At 67.7% G+C, this 13881-nt stretch carries 16 protein-coding genes; 2 read left to right on the top strand and 14 right to left on the bottom strand.

Annotation, left to right across the window (positions count from 1 at the left end; all coding sequences use genetic code 11):
* Positions 1–100 precede the first annotated feature (100 nt).
* Both Q0581_RS13950 and Q0581_RS13945 read left to right on the top strand, forming a co-directional pair.
* The gene (locus Q0581_RS13950) at positions 101–622 is read left to right on the top strand and encodes a MobC family plasmid mobilization relaxosome protein (RefSeq protein WP_298701057.1); all 522 of its coding nucleotides are present in this window, start codon (positions 101–103) and stop codon (positions 620–622) included.
* Positions 619–1623: a relaxase/mobilization nuclease domain-containing protein gene (locus tag Q0581_RS13945; RefSeq protein WP_298701056.1), complete on the top strand. Its 1005-nt coding sequence runs from the start codon at positions 619–621 to the stop codon at positions 1621–1623. The genes Q0581_RS13950 and Q0581_RS13945 overlap by 4 nt, the downstream gene beginning before the upstream one ends.
* Here Q0581_RS13945 and Q0581_RS13940 read toward each other — a convergent pair.
* The 14 genes from Q0581_RS13940 to Q0581_RS13875 form a co-directional block, all read right to left on the bottom strand.
* Positions 1620–2474, bottom strand: a complete 855-nt coding sequence (locus Q0581_RS13940) for a hypothetical protein (RefSeq protein WP_298701055.1) — start codon at positions 2472–2474, stop codon at positions 1620–1622. The two genes, Q0581_RS13945 and Q0581_RS13940, sit on opposite strands and share 4 nt — an antisense overlap.
* A gap of 28 nt (positions 2475–2502) precedes the next feature.
* Positions 2503–3141 carry an LPD7 domain-containing protein gene (locus tag Q0581_RS13935; RefSeq protein ID WP_298701054.1) on the bottom strand — a complete coding sequence of 213 codons (639 nt, stop codon included), beginning with the start codon at positions 3139–3141 and terminating at the stop codon, positions 2503–2505.
* Positions 3138–4997, bottom strand: coding sequence for a type IV secretory system conjugative DNA transfer family protein (locus tag Q0581_RS13930; RefSeq protein ID WP_298701053.1), 1860 nt, complete (start codon positions 4995–4997; stop codon positions 3138–3140). The genes Q0581_RS13935 and Q0581_RS13930 overlap by 4 nt, the downstream gene beginning before the upstream one ends.
* Complete coding sequence (gene virB11 / locus Q0581_RS13925) at positions 4963–5970, bottom strand: P-type DNA transfer ATPase VirB11 (protein ID WP_293828579.1); 1008 nt, start codon at positions 5968–5970, stop codon at positions 4963–4965. The genes Q0581_RS13930 and virB11 overlap by 35 nt, the downstream gene beginning before the upstream one ends.
* Complete coding sequence (gene virB10 / locus Q0581_RS13920) at positions 5970–7109, bottom strand: type IV secretion system protein VirB10 (RefSeq protein WP_298701052.1); 1140 nt, start codon at positions 7107–7109, stop codon at positions 5970–5972. The genes virB11 and virB10 overlap by 1 nt, the downstream gene beginning before the upstream one ends.
* Entirely contained in the window at positions 7106–7927 is an 822-nt protein-coding gene (locus tag Q0581_RS13915) for a TrbG/VirB9 family P-type conjugative transfer protein (RefSeq protein ID WP_298701051.1), read from the bottom strand. The genes virB10 and Q0581_RS13915 overlap by 4 nt, the downstream gene beginning before the upstream one ends.
* A complete protein-coding gene (locus Q0581_RS13910; RefSeq protein ID WP_293828584.1) occupies positions 7924–8607 on the bottom strand; it encodes a VirB8/TrbF family protein in 684 nt (227 codons plus the stop codon). The genes Q0581_RS13915 and Q0581_RS13910 overlap by 4 nt, the downstream gene beginning before the upstream one ends.
* A 192-nt stretch (positions 8608–8799) precedes the next feature.
* Positions 8800–9720 (bottom strand): type IV secretion system protein, encoded by a 921-nt coding sequence (locus Q0581_RS13905; RefSeq protein ID WP_298701050.1) that lies wholly within the window; start codon positions 9718–9720, stop codon positions 8800–8802.
* Between the two features lie 2 nt (positions 9721–9722).
* Positions 9723–9953 carry a hypothetical protein gene (locus Q0581_RS13900; RefSeq protein WP_298701049.1) on the bottom strand — a complete coding sequence of 77 codons (231 nt, stop codon included), beginning with the start codon at positions 9951–9953 and terminating at the stop codon, positions 9723–9725.
* A 5-nt stretch (positions 9954–9958) separates the two neighbouring features.
* On the bottom strand, positions 9959–10690 hold the full coding sequence (locus tag Q0581_RS13895; protein WP_298701048.1) for a type IV secretion system protein: 732 nt from the start codon (positions 10688–10690) through the stop codon (positions 9959–9961).
* Positions 10687–13062, bottom strand: coding sequence for a VirB4 family type IV secretion/conjugal transfer ATPase (locus tag Q0581_RS13890; protein WP_298701047.1), 2376 nt, complete (start codon positions 13060–13062; stop codon positions 10687–10689). Before Q0581_RS13890 ends, Q0581_RS13895 begins: the two co-directional genes overlap by 4 nt.
* Positions 13055–13390, bottom strand: a complete 336-nt coding sequence (locus Q0581_RS13885; RefSeq protein WP_293826795.1) for a type IV secretion system protein VirB3 — start codon at positions 13388–13390, stop codon at positions 13055–13057. The genes Q0581_RS13890 and Q0581_RS13885 overlap by 8 nt, the downstream gene beginning before the upstream one ends.
* Entirely contained in the window at positions 13383–13565 is a 183-nt protein-coding gene (locus tag Q0581_RS13880) for a hypothetical protein (protein WP_298701046.1), read from the bottom strand. Before Q0581_RS13880 ends, Q0581_RS13885 begins: the two co-directional genes overlap by 8 nt.
* Entirely contained in the window at positions 13565–13876 is a 312-nt protein-coding gene (locus Q0581_RS13875; RefSeq protein ID WP_293826797.1) for a TrbC/VirB2 family protein, read from the bottom strand. Before Q0581_RS13875 ends, Q0581_RS13880 begins: the two co-directional genes overlap by 1 nt.
* Positions 13877–13881: the final 5 nt, after the last annotated feature.

Here is a 13881-nt window from a genome sequence, read left to right as displayed (position 1 = left end):
GGGGAGGGCGGGTAGCCCCGTAGGCCTACGGGGCGAAGGGGGTGACGGTCTAGGGCAGGATAGGCTTTGCGCCGGCAATGTCTGACAGACCGTCACCCTGATGAAGCGCCTCACCCTCCGCGTCCCGTCCGATCTGATCCGCCGCTTCGATGCCGCCGCGGCTTCGAAAGGCGGGCGGGCGCGGTTGCTTCGGCGGCTGATGGAAGAGGCTGCGCAGGCGCCGCTGCCCGAGCTCCAAGAGCCCCCGCCGGGGCGCCTCACAGGGAAGCTGGGCCTCAGGCTGACGCCGGTGGACCTGGTCGTGCTCGAGCGCGAGGCGGCATCGCGAGGCCAGTCCAGAACCCAATGGACGGTCGCGCTGATCAGAGCGCGACTACATGGCCGACCGCAGCTGAGCCGGAGCGAGGCGATCGCCTTCGTCGAGGTTCAGCGCGAGCTCCGACGCATCGGGGTCAACATCAACCAGATCGCCCGGGCGCTGAACACGGCGGTGATGGAGGGAGCGGTGCTGGACCTGGAGGTGGGCCAGCTTGCTGCCTTCTCGGACGAAATCCGCGCGCATCTGGTCGGAGTTCGGGACGCCTTTGAAGGCAATCTCGCCTATTGGACGCCGGGACCGTGAACGACTTCCGCGTCCCCGTCGGGTTCGAGGACGCCCTGCGTCCGCCGGTCCGTATGCGACGGGCAAGGCTGGCCCACGCCGTCCTGCGGGTCGGGCGGAGCGGCGACGCAAGCGCGGCCCGCGCGACGCTCGAGCGCATGGTGCGCCGGGCGCCCGAGGTCATGGTCAAGATCACGGGCCGAACGCGGGACGGGGGGCACCTCCAGCGCCACCTCGACTACATCAGCCGCAATGGGAAGCTGGTCCTCGAGGGGGCTGATGGTGAGCGTCTTCTGGGTCGGCCGGAGGTGCAGGCGTTGGCCGAGGACTGGCGCGCCGAGCTGGACGTGTTGCGCACGCGGCGAGATGCGCCGGTCTCCCTGTCGATCGTCCTGAGTATGCCGGCGGGTGTCGATCCCGGACGCGTCCAAGATGCGTCGCGCGCCTTCGCCGCCACCCTGTTCGGAGATCGGCACCCCTATGTCTTCGCCCTGCACACGGATGATCGACACCCCCACGTGCATCTGACTGTCCGTGCGCTCGGCCGCGACGGCGAGCGGCTCAATCCACGGAAGGCCGACCTTCAGCTCTGGCGTGAGACCTTCGCGGCGGCGCTGCGGGATCGGGGCGTCGAGGCCGAGGCGACGCCCCGGCGGGCGCGGGGTGTCGTGCGCAAGGCCGAGCGGACATCCGTGAGGAAGCTCCGCGAACGGTTTCAACGCGGGGAGGGGGACATGCCTGAGGTGATGAACGGGGCGCTGAAGGCGGCGGCGACCTCACCCTCGGTCGAACCGCCCTGGGAGGCTCGGCTACGGGAGAGGCAGGCCTACATCCGGCGGGCGCTGGTGGTCGAGGCGGTGCGGCTCCAGGCGTCCAGATCGGGCGACGACCGCCAGTTGGGGCTGGACCTCGAGCACTTCATCCGCACTTTCCCGCCCGTGGCGACGCAGCGGGAAATCCTCGCCCGGGCGCTCGCGGTTGACCGCGAGTCTGCCCGGACACCTGGAGGGCGTTCGCGCTAGCGGCGCCGTCGCTCGATCTCGGCGGAGAGTTCGTCCCACCGGCCGGCATCCGCATCGACATAGGTCTGCGGATACCCGCGAGCCAGATCTGCGAACGGGGGTTCGCCAGCCGTGTGGACGGCGAGGATGGCATTGGCGGGGAGCGGATCGGTCACATGCAGATCGAACGCCTTGGATTCGACCGAACACCCCAGCGAACGGGCGTAGGCGGCCATCACGGCTTCAGCGGCGGAGAAGCCGTGGGGCGTTTTTGAAAGCGGGGCGGCGACCTCTACGACCCGCGGGCGTCCGAGCTTGGCGACCCGGGCCTTGAGCGCCGCGTCGGAGAGCCAGAAATAGACCCCTTCGCCACCCCAGTTGCCCAGCAGCAGCTCCACTCCGCCATCTCCGATCTCGAGCGGGTGCGACACCATCCAGAACCGCCCCGACCGGATCTCGGACTGCCCGCGCTGAAAGGGGCTTGCGGCGAAGAGGGCGTCGGCCTCAGCGGCGGTGAAGGCGCCGGCCGCCACCTGGGCGTCAAGGCGGACGCGGATCGAAGCTGGAGAGGGCAGGCGCACGCCGTCCCGTCGCAGCTGCTCCACTTCGACATCGGTCATGCGGGTGTAGTGCCAACCCCGGATGATGCGTTGGTTCATCACCGTCATCAGCGTCTCCGCCAAAGCGATGTGGTCGGCTGCGAACGGATTGTGCGGATAGGGACCCGTGCGATCCGACAGCTCGCGCTGGATCAGATTTTCCCGCGACGTGGCGTGGTAGTTTCGTAGCAGGTCGGCGTGGTCGCCAAGCATGTCGCGTAGCTCCGGATCGAAGCTCGCGACATCCCAGACATCAAGAATCCGTTCGGACATGGGGGACTCCAACGCAGCGCGGGGAAGTCTAACGCTCCCTACGTCGTTCCGCTCGCGGGTTCTGCTCCCGTTCCGGCTTGTCTCGCGCCCTGTCAGCCTCGGGTCGCACCCGGGCCCAGGCGCGTTCCATCAGCCGCGTCTGGGCGGCCGGATCGGCGATCAGGGTGCGGACGACCACAGCGGCCATCTCCAAGCGACGTTTGATCTCATCACGGGAGGGTGGCTTCTGACGCGAAGCGTCCCGTTCGGTGTCGGGTTGGGCGGGCTCATTGGCCGCCTGGCGGTCGCGCTCTGTCGGCCTGTATCCGGCGACCTCAAGTCCGAGCGTCCTGGCCTGCACCCAGACCTCGCGGCGAAAGGCGTCATCGCCCGTCACCTTGATGTTCGACCAGCCGCGGTGCTGGGCGATCCGCAACATGGCGGCGACCGAGTCCGGATAGGCCTGATGGGAAGACAGGGCGCGCCCATGGTCTCTGAACGACGGGTCCGCGGTTTTGTGGTCGCGATAGTAGCGCTCCGGTCGGCCCTGCCGATCGCGCTCGATCAGAAAGCGGTCCAACAGCTGGGCGGGCACGTCGCCCTTGTCGAGCGAGCGACGCTCGGGGGCCTCACTGGTACGGGGTGATATCCGGTTGGGTGATGATGTCGACGGGCGAGCTTCGGTCATGATCTGCGCCCCCGCGAGGGGAGTGTGGCGGCCGGGGCGGTGACGACCCGGTCAAGCCAGGCCTGGACGTCCTTCTCGGACGCGCCGGGCGGTGGAGGGGTCAACCCCTCAGCGGCGAAGCGGCGAACGATGCTGTCGAAGTCCATGTCTGTCTCCGCGTCTGAGGACATCATCGAGGGTGGGGCGGCCACCGTTGGGCGCGATGGCGCAGGCGCGACCGACACGTCAGGCGGAGGGCGCAATCTTTCGGTGAAGCGTCGGTCCGAGAAATAGACGAGCTTGCGTCCGCGTGTGGGGGCGAGTCCTGCCTTGAGCACGATGAGAGCGTGCTGCGGAAACTGCATCAGCTCCTGCGGAAGCATGAGGGCGCGTCTCTGGTCGGAGTCGGTCAGGCTGCGGCGACCCTGGCCCAGTCCCATCGGTCGACTGCGGCTTCGTGCGCGATAGGTATAGTAACCGAGCCGCTCGCTCAGCTCCTGCGCCACCTTCAGCTCCTTGGGCGCGAAGACAATCTCCAGCCCGCAGTTGGTGACAATGTCCTCCGTCACGTCGGGGCCGTAGAGGGCGCGGAGTTGTGATGGGCTCTGGATCACCGGGAGCAGGCGCAGCCCGTATCCCGCCACCCAGGCGAAGGCGTGTGCCAGCACAGGCGCGCGACCGAGACGGGCGAACTCGTCCAGCAGCACCAGGGTCTGAGGACCGCCGGCGTCGGGCAGGGTGCGGCTGTTAAGGTCGACCAGCTGCTGGAACAGAAGGGCGTAAAGCGGCGCGACGCGGTCCATGTTCTCCGGCGAGGCCGCCAGATACAGTGACAGCTGGCCGCTCCGTATCGCGCGCAGATCGAAGTCGCTGGCGGCGGTGGCGGCATCCACCAGCGGGTTGAGCCAGAGCCCCATGCGGGTGGTGATCGATTGCCGGATCGACGCGAAGGTATTCTCACCTGAACTGCAGAAGTCGTTCAGGGCTGTTACCGCGCCAGCGGGCAGGGGATCTCCCTCCTTGCGGCGCTGCTCCAGGAGTTTTGGGAGCCGGTCGCGCGGGTCGCCGTCGGTCAGCTGGCGATAGATTTCGCCCAGGGTGAAGGGAAGGTCCGGTGTCGCCGCGACATAGGCGCCCACCCCGATGAAACCGGTCCTGGCCGCCTCCGCCCAGAAAGGGTCGGCATGGCTGTGCGCCGGAAACAGCATGCCGGCGATCCGCTGCAGCTCGTCCAGAACCTGGACGGCCGACCCTCGATCGATATGGCTGAGCGGATTGTACCGCGCTGTCCGGCCATCTGACGCCAAGGGGTCGAACAGATGGACCGTCTGGCCTGCGCTGGCCCGGAAGCCTGCCGTGGCGTTGTAGTTCTCCCGCTTTATGTCCAGCATCACCACTGAGGACGGCCAGGCGAGCAGATTGGGGATGACGACCCCGACCCCTTTCCCGGTCCGGGTCGGAGCGTAGAGGAGGACATGATCGGGGCCGTCGGCGATCAGCAAGCCGTCTCGTGTCTCCCCAAGTAGGATGCCGGACTTCGCTCTCAGTCGGTGGTGGCGTTGCTCCTCGCGGGTCGACCAGCGCGCGGCGCCATGCAGGGGGCGCCGGATTCCGAGTGCGATCGCTGCTCCAAGGGTCAGCACGAAGAGGCCCATGACCCCGGCGCCAATTCCCAGCCATCGCCTCACGTCGGGGTCGTGACGGTAGTAGAGGAACCAGGCGGGAACCCGGGCCGGGTCGATGTCACCCGAGAAGCGTCCCAATCCGATCAGGGCGATGGTCAGTACGCCGATGATGAAGAGGGCGAGCGCGGCCAGTAGCCCGGCCGCGGCCAGTTTCGCCCTAGTCGCCGGCGTGGCGCTTGCGAAGCGGGTCATGCCAGACCTCCGTCATCTGGTAGCGGCCGTCGCTCTTCTTCATCTGGACAACCACATCCACCATCAGGTGCAGCATGGTGCGGATGTCGTCCCGGGGCAGGTCTCGCCCGCCATCGGACTCCCGCACCAGCAGGGTGAGTTGCTCGAAGGCCAGGGTCGCGGAATCCGCGTGGACGGTGGTGATCGACCCCGGATGGCCAGAGTTGACGTTGCGCAGGAAGAAGAAGGCGGTCCCGTCGCGCAGCTCCTGAAGCAGGATGCGGTCCGGGCGCATCCGAAGGGCGCTCTCGAGGAGCGCCTTGGGACCGACCTTCGCCAGACCTTGCCCATCCTTCGAGTACAGCAGATGCACGACGTTACGCTGCGGCAGGATCAGCTCGCGGGTGTCCTCGATCGTCAGCAGACGTTCGTGTTCGGGGATGAGCTCCACAAGTCCCTTGGCGAAGGTGGTCTTGCCCGAGCCGGTCGCGCCGGAGATCAGGATGTTGCGGCGGCTTTCGACCGCAAGACGGAAGAAGGCGACCCAGTCGCCAGCCTCACGCAGACGGATCAGCGCCGCATCCGTCTCATCCGTCTCGCCGCCCCGGACGATCTCGGCGGAAGCGAACAGACCGGCGGCGTGGAATTCTTCCAGTCCCATCCGGCGGCCCGAAGGCTTCCGGATCGTCAACGAGACCGTGCCGCTCGGAACGACGGGCGGCAGCACAATCTGGCAGCGTTCATCGCCGGGAAGGACCGTCGAGCAGATCGGTCGCTCCGCATCGACATCCTGACCAGTGTAGGCGGCGGCAGCGACCGCGAGGGTTCGCAGCCAGCCTTCTGTGAGCTCCGGCGTCTCGTGCCAGCGCCAGCCCTCCGGCCCTTCAACCCCGACCTCGCCCGGACGGTTGACGACCACCTCGGTCACCATCGGCGGGTCAAGGAACGGTCGCAACGGCGCCAGATAGTGTTCGATGACGGAAGTGTCGCGCATCACCTCGGCCGAAGGCGATAGACGTCCACGAAATTGAGGTCCTGCGCGACGAAGATGGACACCTCCGATCCCTGAGCCTTTCTGAGGGTCGGCGGAATGCCGATCGAGCCCTGCAGCGCGACCGCAGCGGCATCGGACGGAACTCGCGCGGTGGACTGGAGCTGCTGACCGCCGCCGGCCGCTGCATAGGCGGCGTCATCGACGATCGACAGCAACAGGGCGCCGCCGAAGCGATCCCAGAAGTGAGTATCGATCGAGCCTGGCAGGCCGGCGCGGCCCAGCGCATCCGCCGCCGGGGAGGCCAGGGCGATGGAGACGCCGTTGGGCGTGACCGCGCGGGTCCAGAGAACGAACAGTCTTCCTCGACCGGGCTGCACCGCGCCTCGATACTCGCCCAGCACGCGCGTCCCGCGTTCCAGCAGGACCACAGCGCCATTCTCCGAATAGACATCCCGGGAAACTAGGCAGCTCACATATCCGGGCGTGCTGCTGTCCATCGCCGTTTGCAGGACGCAGGGCAGGCTCGCCCCAGCGGTGATGAGAAGGTTCCGGTCCGGCAGCCGACCCGCTCGCGCTTCCCCGATCGGGGTGATGCGGCGCAATTGGTCGAGCGCATGTCCGACGCCGTCACTGTCGGTGGCGACGTGCAGCGGGCCTCCAGCGGCGGAACGACTGGCCGGGGCGGCGCCGGGTCGGCTGTAGGCCAGAACGGGAGCGCGTTGGGCGCTCTCGGCCAGCGCCCGGCGTTGCTCGGCGGGTGTCGGACCGGCGGGCGCGGATCCGGAAGGTGAAGGTTCGATCGCCGGCACTTGATCGCCTTCGTTCGTGAGCGCCGGAGCAAGCGGATCCGTTTCCGAGGTTTCGAGCAGGGGCGCATCGGATCGCCGCGCGGGTTCGAACGGCGCCAGCTGACGCGGTGGCGTGTCGGCCGCCGGATCTTCCCGATCCCGGGCATCGCCCCGATCCCAGGTCGCGAAGAGAAACACGCCGCAGCCGGCGGCGAGCGCGGCGAGAGTGATCATCCGGCCCTGACGACCGCCGATGCGGCCGGCGATCGGCGAGACGCCCCGGTCGGGCGTTGGCGCGGAGCCACGGGTCTCCTCCGATTGAGGGAACGGGGGCGGGGTCTCTGCGCTCACGACCGATCTCCCGTCACGGTGCGGTCCACCACAGGCGAGGCGGTTCCGGTTCCGGTGGCCGCGCCACGCGGGTCGAAGGCGTCATTGAAGACGCAAAGAACCGTCCCGCCGTGGCGCAGTCGCAGACCCGACGTCACCCCATGGATTACGACGAACTCGCCTCGGACGTCGTAGGGGACGAGGCGTTCGGAGCCATCGCTCGCTACCTCGAAGATGGCCGGAATGGGTTGGTTGCCGGGAAAGCGCATGACCGTGAACCGGCCATTGTCCGTGACCTCGCTCGGTTGCAGCCGCGTGTCGCCCTGGACAGAATAGGCGAGGTTGCGCCGGCCCTCGACCGCGCCAGCCTGAAGCTCTAGACCGACGAGGCGTTCCTCGGCCGCTTGGGCGGTGGCCGCAAGACTGGCGGCGGCGCGGGCCTGCTCATCCAAGGGATAGCGGAAGCGGATTTGATAGGCGGCGGCGCGCGCCGTTCGGTCCTGGGCGAGCAGTTCGAAGACGTAGTGTCGGGCGACTCCCGCGCGATCCGTGACGACCAGCAGATTGGTGGACTGGTGCCGCTCACGCGGTTTGAGGAAGAGGACGGACCCTTCGGCCGCGACCTCCCATGCCACGCTGTCGCCGATCGCCGCGTGAAGGATCGTCTCCTCCGGAGAGAAGATGATCTGGGTGGCGGTGCGGAAGGCGCCGGAGACCTGATAGACACCCTCGGGCGTATAGGTGAGTTCCTGAATGCGGCCGGCCGCGTCGGATTGCGCAAGGGCCGGCGAAGCGAGCGCGAGCATGGCGACGGTGATCGGGATCGTCAGGGATTTCATCGGATGACCTCCGGGTCGGCGCGGTAGGACGTCACCTGGAAGCCGAGCGGGTTCCTGAGGCGATCGGATTCCGACATCGGCGCGCGTGTGTAGGTGAAAGCGATCGTGGCGATCCAGTCAGTCTCGGTGATCTGCTGGGCCTGCCGGACCGTCCGGCGAAAGCGCACATTGGCCACGTCGTCGTTGATGAAGCCGATGGCCCGGATCGACACCACCGCCTCGCCGTCCCGGCCGTACAGGTTCTGCGGACTTTCCGGATTCGAGCCCCTGTACAGGTCAGCCCAGCGCCTTTGTTCGCCCGGGCCCGACAGGATCGACACTTGACGGAACGCCTCCTCGGCCGCCGGATCGAGGTAGCCTTCCCGGCTCCTGACGTATTGGCCGAGGAAGTATTTGCTGACAGCCTCTTCGTAGCGCAGCGGGCCGTTCTCGGTGGACAAGCCCCGGACGACATCGACGGAGCCCGTCGCCTGGTCGACCCGGATGACGAAAGGTTCGCTGGTCTTCAGCGGGGTCAGGAAGGTCACGGCCGCAGTCGCCGCGATCGCGAGCGCCCCGGCCACGCCGGCCGCCGCCCAGGCTAACCGTCGGGATCGGAGGGCGCCGGCCAGCCGATCCTGATCCCAGCGCCTCGCGTCGGCGAAGTAGCGCTTCAGTTCGTCCGATGGAACGCCGCTCATGTGCAACCTCCCGCGGACGGAGCGGCCGAGGCTGGCGCTGGGGATGGCGCGGACGGCGAGGGAAGGAGGACAGAGCCGTGTGGATTGGCAGGGCGGCGATCAAGCCCGTCGCAGGTCGGAGGCTTGTCGTCTCCTGCTGTGGCGCACCCGGCCAGCAGGCCACACAGGATCAAAAGCAGGCGAAGGCTCATGTCAGGCTCCGTTGGGTCGGATGGTGCCGCCGCCTTTCGGCGGCTGACGGCTGGCTTCCAGCGGGCCACGGGCGCGTCCGGACGAACCCGAGCCGAGGGCGGCGGCGTTAGCGAAGTCGGCGAGGCCGGCGCTCGCGCCGCCCGCGACGCCGGCGGCGATGGCGGGGGTCTGGAGGAAGAAGATAGCGCCCAGGAGGCACAGGGCGATGAAGATCAGACCGCCGATCATGGGGTCGGATCCCTGGATCGTTCCCCACTGATCGCGCACCAGCGACAGGACCAGCTGGAAGATGACGATGATCAGGGCGAAGAGGACCAGGTAGTTCACGGCTTGGCTCAGCCAGCCGAAGAAGTAGCGCCGCGTGGCGTCGAACAGGGCGCAGGCGATGAAGATCGGCCCGAGGGTGACGAGCAGGGCGAGGGCCAGTTTGGCGATGAGAACCACGCCGAAGCCGAGTGCCGCCGCCAGGGCCCCGATGATGAATACAGCGGCGGCGACGATATAGGGCGCGGGATTGAAGGCTGACGCGTCGCGCGAGATGTCCTCGCCCAGCCAGGCGGCATAGGCGAAGAACTGGTCGAACGCCGCTCCGACGCTCGGCGTCTCGGACCCGCTTACCGCCCGGGTAAGGGCGTTGGGCATGCTGGTGAAAAGCGGCTCGGTGACGAACGTGGAGTACGCGGGCGTTGTTGCGAGTGCGTAGAGCAGGGCCAGCTTTATGGACCGGACGGCGAAATCCATCACGGGTTCGGCGATCGCGCCGCGCAGAATGGCGACGCCGTAGAGCACGACATAGAAAAGCAGGGCGACGCGCAGCGGCCCGTCGACTTCGGCGATGACCGATGAAAGACGGTCTCCGAGGAACACGTTCAGACGTTCGTCGATGAAGTCGTAGCTGGGCTCGAAGACGCGGAACGACATGGTCAGGGCTCGCCGAATGTGTGGGCGTAGGCGTCCATCCGCTCCTGACGTCGCGCCTCGGCGAGACCTTCACGCGCCGCCTCGCAGTCGGAGCGCCGGGCGCCGGCTTCGCACTCCGCGACGGTGCGCACGGCCGCTTCGGGGTCGGCGGCGAACGCAGCGGCGTCCCGTTCCGGCGAGGAACAGGCGACGAGGGTCAGAACACTGAAGGCTCCGACCTGGAGTGTGCGCACACGGGTCACTGGAAGGCCCGCTCATAGGCCGCCTGGCGCGCGGCCCGGGCGGCCTCGGCGCGCTCACGCTGTCTCTGTTCCTCGAGCCGCGCCTCGGCCGCCTGAGTGACCGCAAGACCCTGCAGGCGAAGCTGTTCGTTCTGGATCAACGCCTGTTCGGCGGCCAGCCGGGCCTCGAGATCCATCACCGCCCGTGCGTTAGGCGCGGTGTCTAGGGCTCGACGCAAGGTCTCCAGTCCCTCGAGCCGCCGGTCTGAGGCTTCGCCGACCGCCTCGCCGATCGCCAGATCCCGGGCAGTTCGCGCGCCGGCCCGCTCGAGGCTGTCGCGATAATAGGCGTCAGCCTCGGACAGGTCGCCGTCTGACGGCGTGAACAGGCGGGTCTCCCGCCTTATCGCATCGGCCCGTTCGGCCAGCGCGCCTAGGGCGGTCAGATCACCTTCGGCGGCGGCTCGCAGGGCGCGGCTGTCGGGAAGGGGGTTACGAACTTCAGGAAGGCCCAGCGCCTGGGCCAGATCATTCACGTCAGAGAGGTCGTTGAGACTTTCAAACAGGGCGCGCTGCTCCTCGATCTGCGCCTGCAGTGCCTGAAGCTGCTTAAGACTGGTCCGCGCGTCCTCGATCATCTGGACCAAGGCGCGTGGGTCATGGACGACATATTGGGCGTGAGCGGCCGGTGCGGCGAATGCCAGAGCGGAGGCGAAGGCGACGGACGCCGCCAGACGATGCACGGTCATGGGACTCTCCTTTGGGCGTGGAAAGGCGCGCGCCATTGCGCGTAGTCGTCTCCGACCTCGACGCGGATCCGGTCCAGAAGGGCGACGGTCTCGGCGCGGCCCGAGAGGATGGCCAGGGCGTCGTCCAGACCCGCGAGGTCGAGCTCGACGACCACACTGTCGTGGCCCTGTTTGACGAGGAACCGGTGCGACTCCGGCGTAAGCTCTTCGCGAACGAGCCGGAACTCCTCCCGCGTCAGTCCGAAGCCTTCAATGTAGTCGCGCGCCTGTCCGTGGGCGTTGGGGAGGAAAATCTTCGTCGCGCACTGTTCAAGAATGGCGTGGGCGATCGGCGAGCGCAGGGCGTCGGCCGGGGATTGGGTCCCGAAGACCATGAAGGCGTTCTGCTTCCGCCAGGTCTTCAACCCGTCCTGCGCGAGATCGGTGAAGGCTGGATCGCCGAGGGCTTTCCAGAACTCATCGATGTCCAGGACCAGCCGCCGACCATCGACGCGCTCGGTGATGCGGTGGAAGAGATAGAGCATCGCCGGGGGGCGGACCTCCTCGTGATCCAGCACATGGGTCATGTCGAAGCCGGCGAACCGGGTGTCGAGGCTGATCGCATCCTCGTCGTTATCGAGGACCCAGCCCAAAGGTCCGCCCTTCTGCCATCGCTCCAGCCGCCCGCCGATCCCGCCGGCGTCGGCCTGACCGAGCAGACTTCTCAGGGCTGCGATCGAGCGGCGTTCGCGCGGCAGGGCCTCCAGGGCTCGGACGCCCTCGTCGATAGCTCGCGCCTGAGCGACCGTCAGGGCGTCATCGGGACGAGAGACCAGGGTGCGGATCAACCGTATCAGGAACGATCGGTTGGCCGCATTCGGCGAGAGCGCCTTGAAAGGGGCGAAGCCGGTTGGCTCTCCGTTGCGCAGGGCGAGGTAGGTCCCGCCGCTCGCCCTGACGAAAATCTCGGAGCCGCGATCCTTGTCGATGAAGATCTGCTGGGTGCCGAACCGCTCAAGCTGGGCCAGCATGAAGTTCTGGATCACCGTCTTGCCCGAACCGGACGGCCCGCAGATGAAGGTGTGTCCCAGATCGCCGACATGGAAGTTGAAATGGAACGGCGAACCAGCCGTGGTCCGCAGGCGGGCGACCGCCGGTCCCCAGTGGTTGCCGTCCGCCTTTCCCACCGGATGAGCATGCAGCGGGGCCAGGGCGGCGAAGTTGCGCGAGGTGATCGCCGCGGGCCGAGTCCGCTTGGCGAAGACCCCGGGAAACTGGGCCCAGAACGCCGCTTCGAGTCCGAGGTCTTCGCGCGCCACGACCAGGCCGGAGTCCGCCAGAATAGCGCGCGCTTTAGAGAGATGGTCTGCGAGATCGGCAGGCGTGTCGCCGTGGACGAGAACCGAGGCCTGGTGCTCACCCATGACGAAGCGGTTGCTCACCAGATCGTCCAGAGCGTCCGACAGCCCCTCGATCTGGGACCCGGCGCGATCGCGGGCCGACACCATCTGGTTCTGCTTTCGCTCCATGACGGCCCGAGCCGCCGGCTTGGAGAGGAAGGCGAACGACTGCGCCATGACGAAGCCGAAACGGGCATTGAGCAAAGCGTCCCAGAGGCCGGGGCGTGTCGTCGCAGGGTATTCCTTGATCGCGAGGATGCCGCCGAACCGTTCTCCCGCCGTGTCCCTCAACTCGAGCGTCTCCCGTCCGAAGATAGCGCGAACGGTGTAAGCGGCGGCGCCGAGGTGGCCGTAGACGAGGGGCGTGGGAGAGCGCCGTCCTGTCAGGATCAGGGCCATGATCTCCAGTGGCTCCGAGAACCAAAGACCGTTGCGCTCGAAGAGACCCAGCTGTCTGGGCGTGTAGCGATCCAGATACTGGGCGAGGTCACGGCCGGCGTCCTCCAGCCGTCGGACCTGCGCCGTCATCATCTCGCCGTCGTCCCGGCGGGCTCGCCGCAAACGTCGCATCAGGGCGGCGGCGCGGTCGGCGCCGTCCCGCCCCGGGTGCAGGACCAGGGTGACAAACAGCTCGTTCACCCAGAGCCGGCGGCCAGCCATGCGGGCTTCGTAATCCGCGGCCAGTCCGGCGGCGAACTCTGACCGATATCCCTCGGAGGTCGCGGGGGCGACCTCCCGCCGGACGATGTGGTGCCAGATGGCCAGCCGGTCGTCGGCCAGGTTGCGCCAGGCCTGGTTCAGTTTGATGTGCCAGTCGTTGAGGTCGCGGGCGTCGGCGGTCTCGAAGCTCGCACCGTCGATCTGGAACACCAGCATCAGGGCGCCGCTGTCGAGGGCGACGACATGGTCGTTCACATGCCGGGCATACGGCAGCTGTGAACCGACCGCGGTCTCGCGCCTCAGACGGGTCGGAGAGATTCTGTCGTCAGCCACGGACGAGCTCCGACGGCCGGTAGCGACGAACAAGGGGTAGGGGCGAGACGGAACTGCCGCCCCACAGGGCGCCGTTGCGGCTACGTCCCTTGGTGTCGACATAGACGAAGAGGAGGCGAAAGGCGTTGTGGTCCGCGCGGCAGATGGCGCGGAACACTAGATGGAGGGCCGGCGCGACGAGGAGGTAGAGCAGGCTTCCTCCGACGAGGAAGACCACGCCGGATAGGATGACGTTGACGCCCATCGCCTCCATCGGCACGCCCATCACCATCGCTGGCCGTGTGCAGGCGAGGAACAAGGGATCCTCCGTCAGGCGCTCCTCAGCCATGCCCGCCTCCATCGGCAAGCCAGATGCCCGTGCAGACGAGCGTGATCCCGCAGGCGCCGCCGCCTATCAGCTGGGCGAACCGCTTCGGACCGATGAGTCCGAGTCCCAGCGCCAGGCAGAGAGCCAGAAGCACCGATACCGTTCCGATCAGTAAGAGCTGGCCGGGCGCGGGCATCAGGACCCGCCCGTGATCAGATTGACGATTTCAGCGGCCCCGAAGACCACGACGATGCCGAGCACCACGATCGCCGCTCGCCGCAGGTCGAACAGGCCGAACATCCAGAGAATTCCGACAACCACGACCGCGAGGACGGCCAGGAGACGGGCAGTGTTTCCCGTCAGCATGTCGACAACGTTCTGAAGCAGACCCTCGACGTTCGCCGACGCCAAGGCGGGCTGAGCTGTGAGGGCCGTCGCGGCCAGGGCGATGGAGAGGGTCGCTGCGAAGGAGCGGGAAGGGCGGCGCGCGGAAGCGATCAGGCTCATCGGGT

It is taken from the genome of uncultured Brevundimonas sp., from assembly GCF_937863155.1.
Classification (GTDB): Bacteria; Pseudomonadota; Alphaproteobacteria; order Caulobacterales; family Caulobacteraceae; genus Brevundimonas.
The sequence above is the reverse complement of the archived record's forward strand: the minus strand, read 5'-3'. Positions and strand labels throughout refer to the sequence as shown.

What these genes read in the sequence shown, in the direction of transcription:
- Q0581_RS13950 (WP_298701057.1), top strand. Translation starts at nt 101, where the DNA reads ATGAAGCGCCTCACCCTCCGCGTCCCGTCCGATCTGATCCGCCGCTTC.
- Q0581_RS13940 (WP_298701055.1), bottom strand. Translation starts at nt 2,474, where the DNA reads ATGTCCGAACGGATTCTTGATGTCTGGGATGTCGCGAGCTTCGATCCG.
- Q0581_RS13935 (WP_298701054.1), bottom strand. Translation starts at nt 3,141, where the DNA reads ATGACCGAAGCTCGCCCGTCGACATCATCACCCAACCGGATATCACCC.
- Q0581_RS13930 (WP_298701053.1), bottom strand. Translation starts at nt 4,997, where the DNA reads ATGACCCGCTTCGCAAGCGCCACGCCGGCGACTAGGGCGAAACTGGCC.
- virB11 (WP_293828579.1), bottom strand. Translation starts at nt 5,970, where the DNA reads ATGCGCGACACTTCCGTCATCGAACACTATCTGGCGCCGTTGCGACCG.
- Q0581_RS13915 (WP_298701051.1), bottom strand. Translation starts at nt 7,927, where the DNA reads ATGAAATCCCTGACGATCCCGATCACCGTCGCCATGCTCGCGCTCGCT.
- Q0581_RS13910 (WP_293828584.1), bottom strand. Translation starts at nt 8,607, where the DNA reads ATGAGCGGCGTTCCATCGGACGAACTGAAGCGCTACTTCGCCGACGCG.
- Q0581_RS13905 (WP_298701050.1), bottom strand. Translation starts at nt 9,720, where the DNA reads ATGTCGTTCCGCGTCTTCGAGCCCAGCTACGACTTCATCGACGAACGT.
- Q0581_RS13895 (WP_298701048.1), bottom strand. Translation starts at nt 10,690, where the DNA reads ATGACCGTGCATCGTCTGGCGGCGTCCGTCGCCTTCGCCTCCGCTCTG.
- Q0581_RS13885 (WP_293826795.1), bottom strand. Translation starts at nt 13,390, where the DNA reads ATGGCTGAGGAGCGCCTGACGGAGGATCCCTTGTTCCTCGCCTGCACA.
- Q0581_RS13880 (WP_298701046.1), bottom strand. Translation starts at nt 13,565, where the DNA reads ATGCCCGCGCCCGGCCAGCTCTTACTGATCGGAACGGTATCGGTGCTT.
- Q0581_RS13875 (WP_293826797.1), bottom strand. Translation starts at nt 13,876, where the DNA reads ATGAGCCTGATCGCTTCCGCGCGCCGCCCTTCCCGCTCCTTCGCAGCG.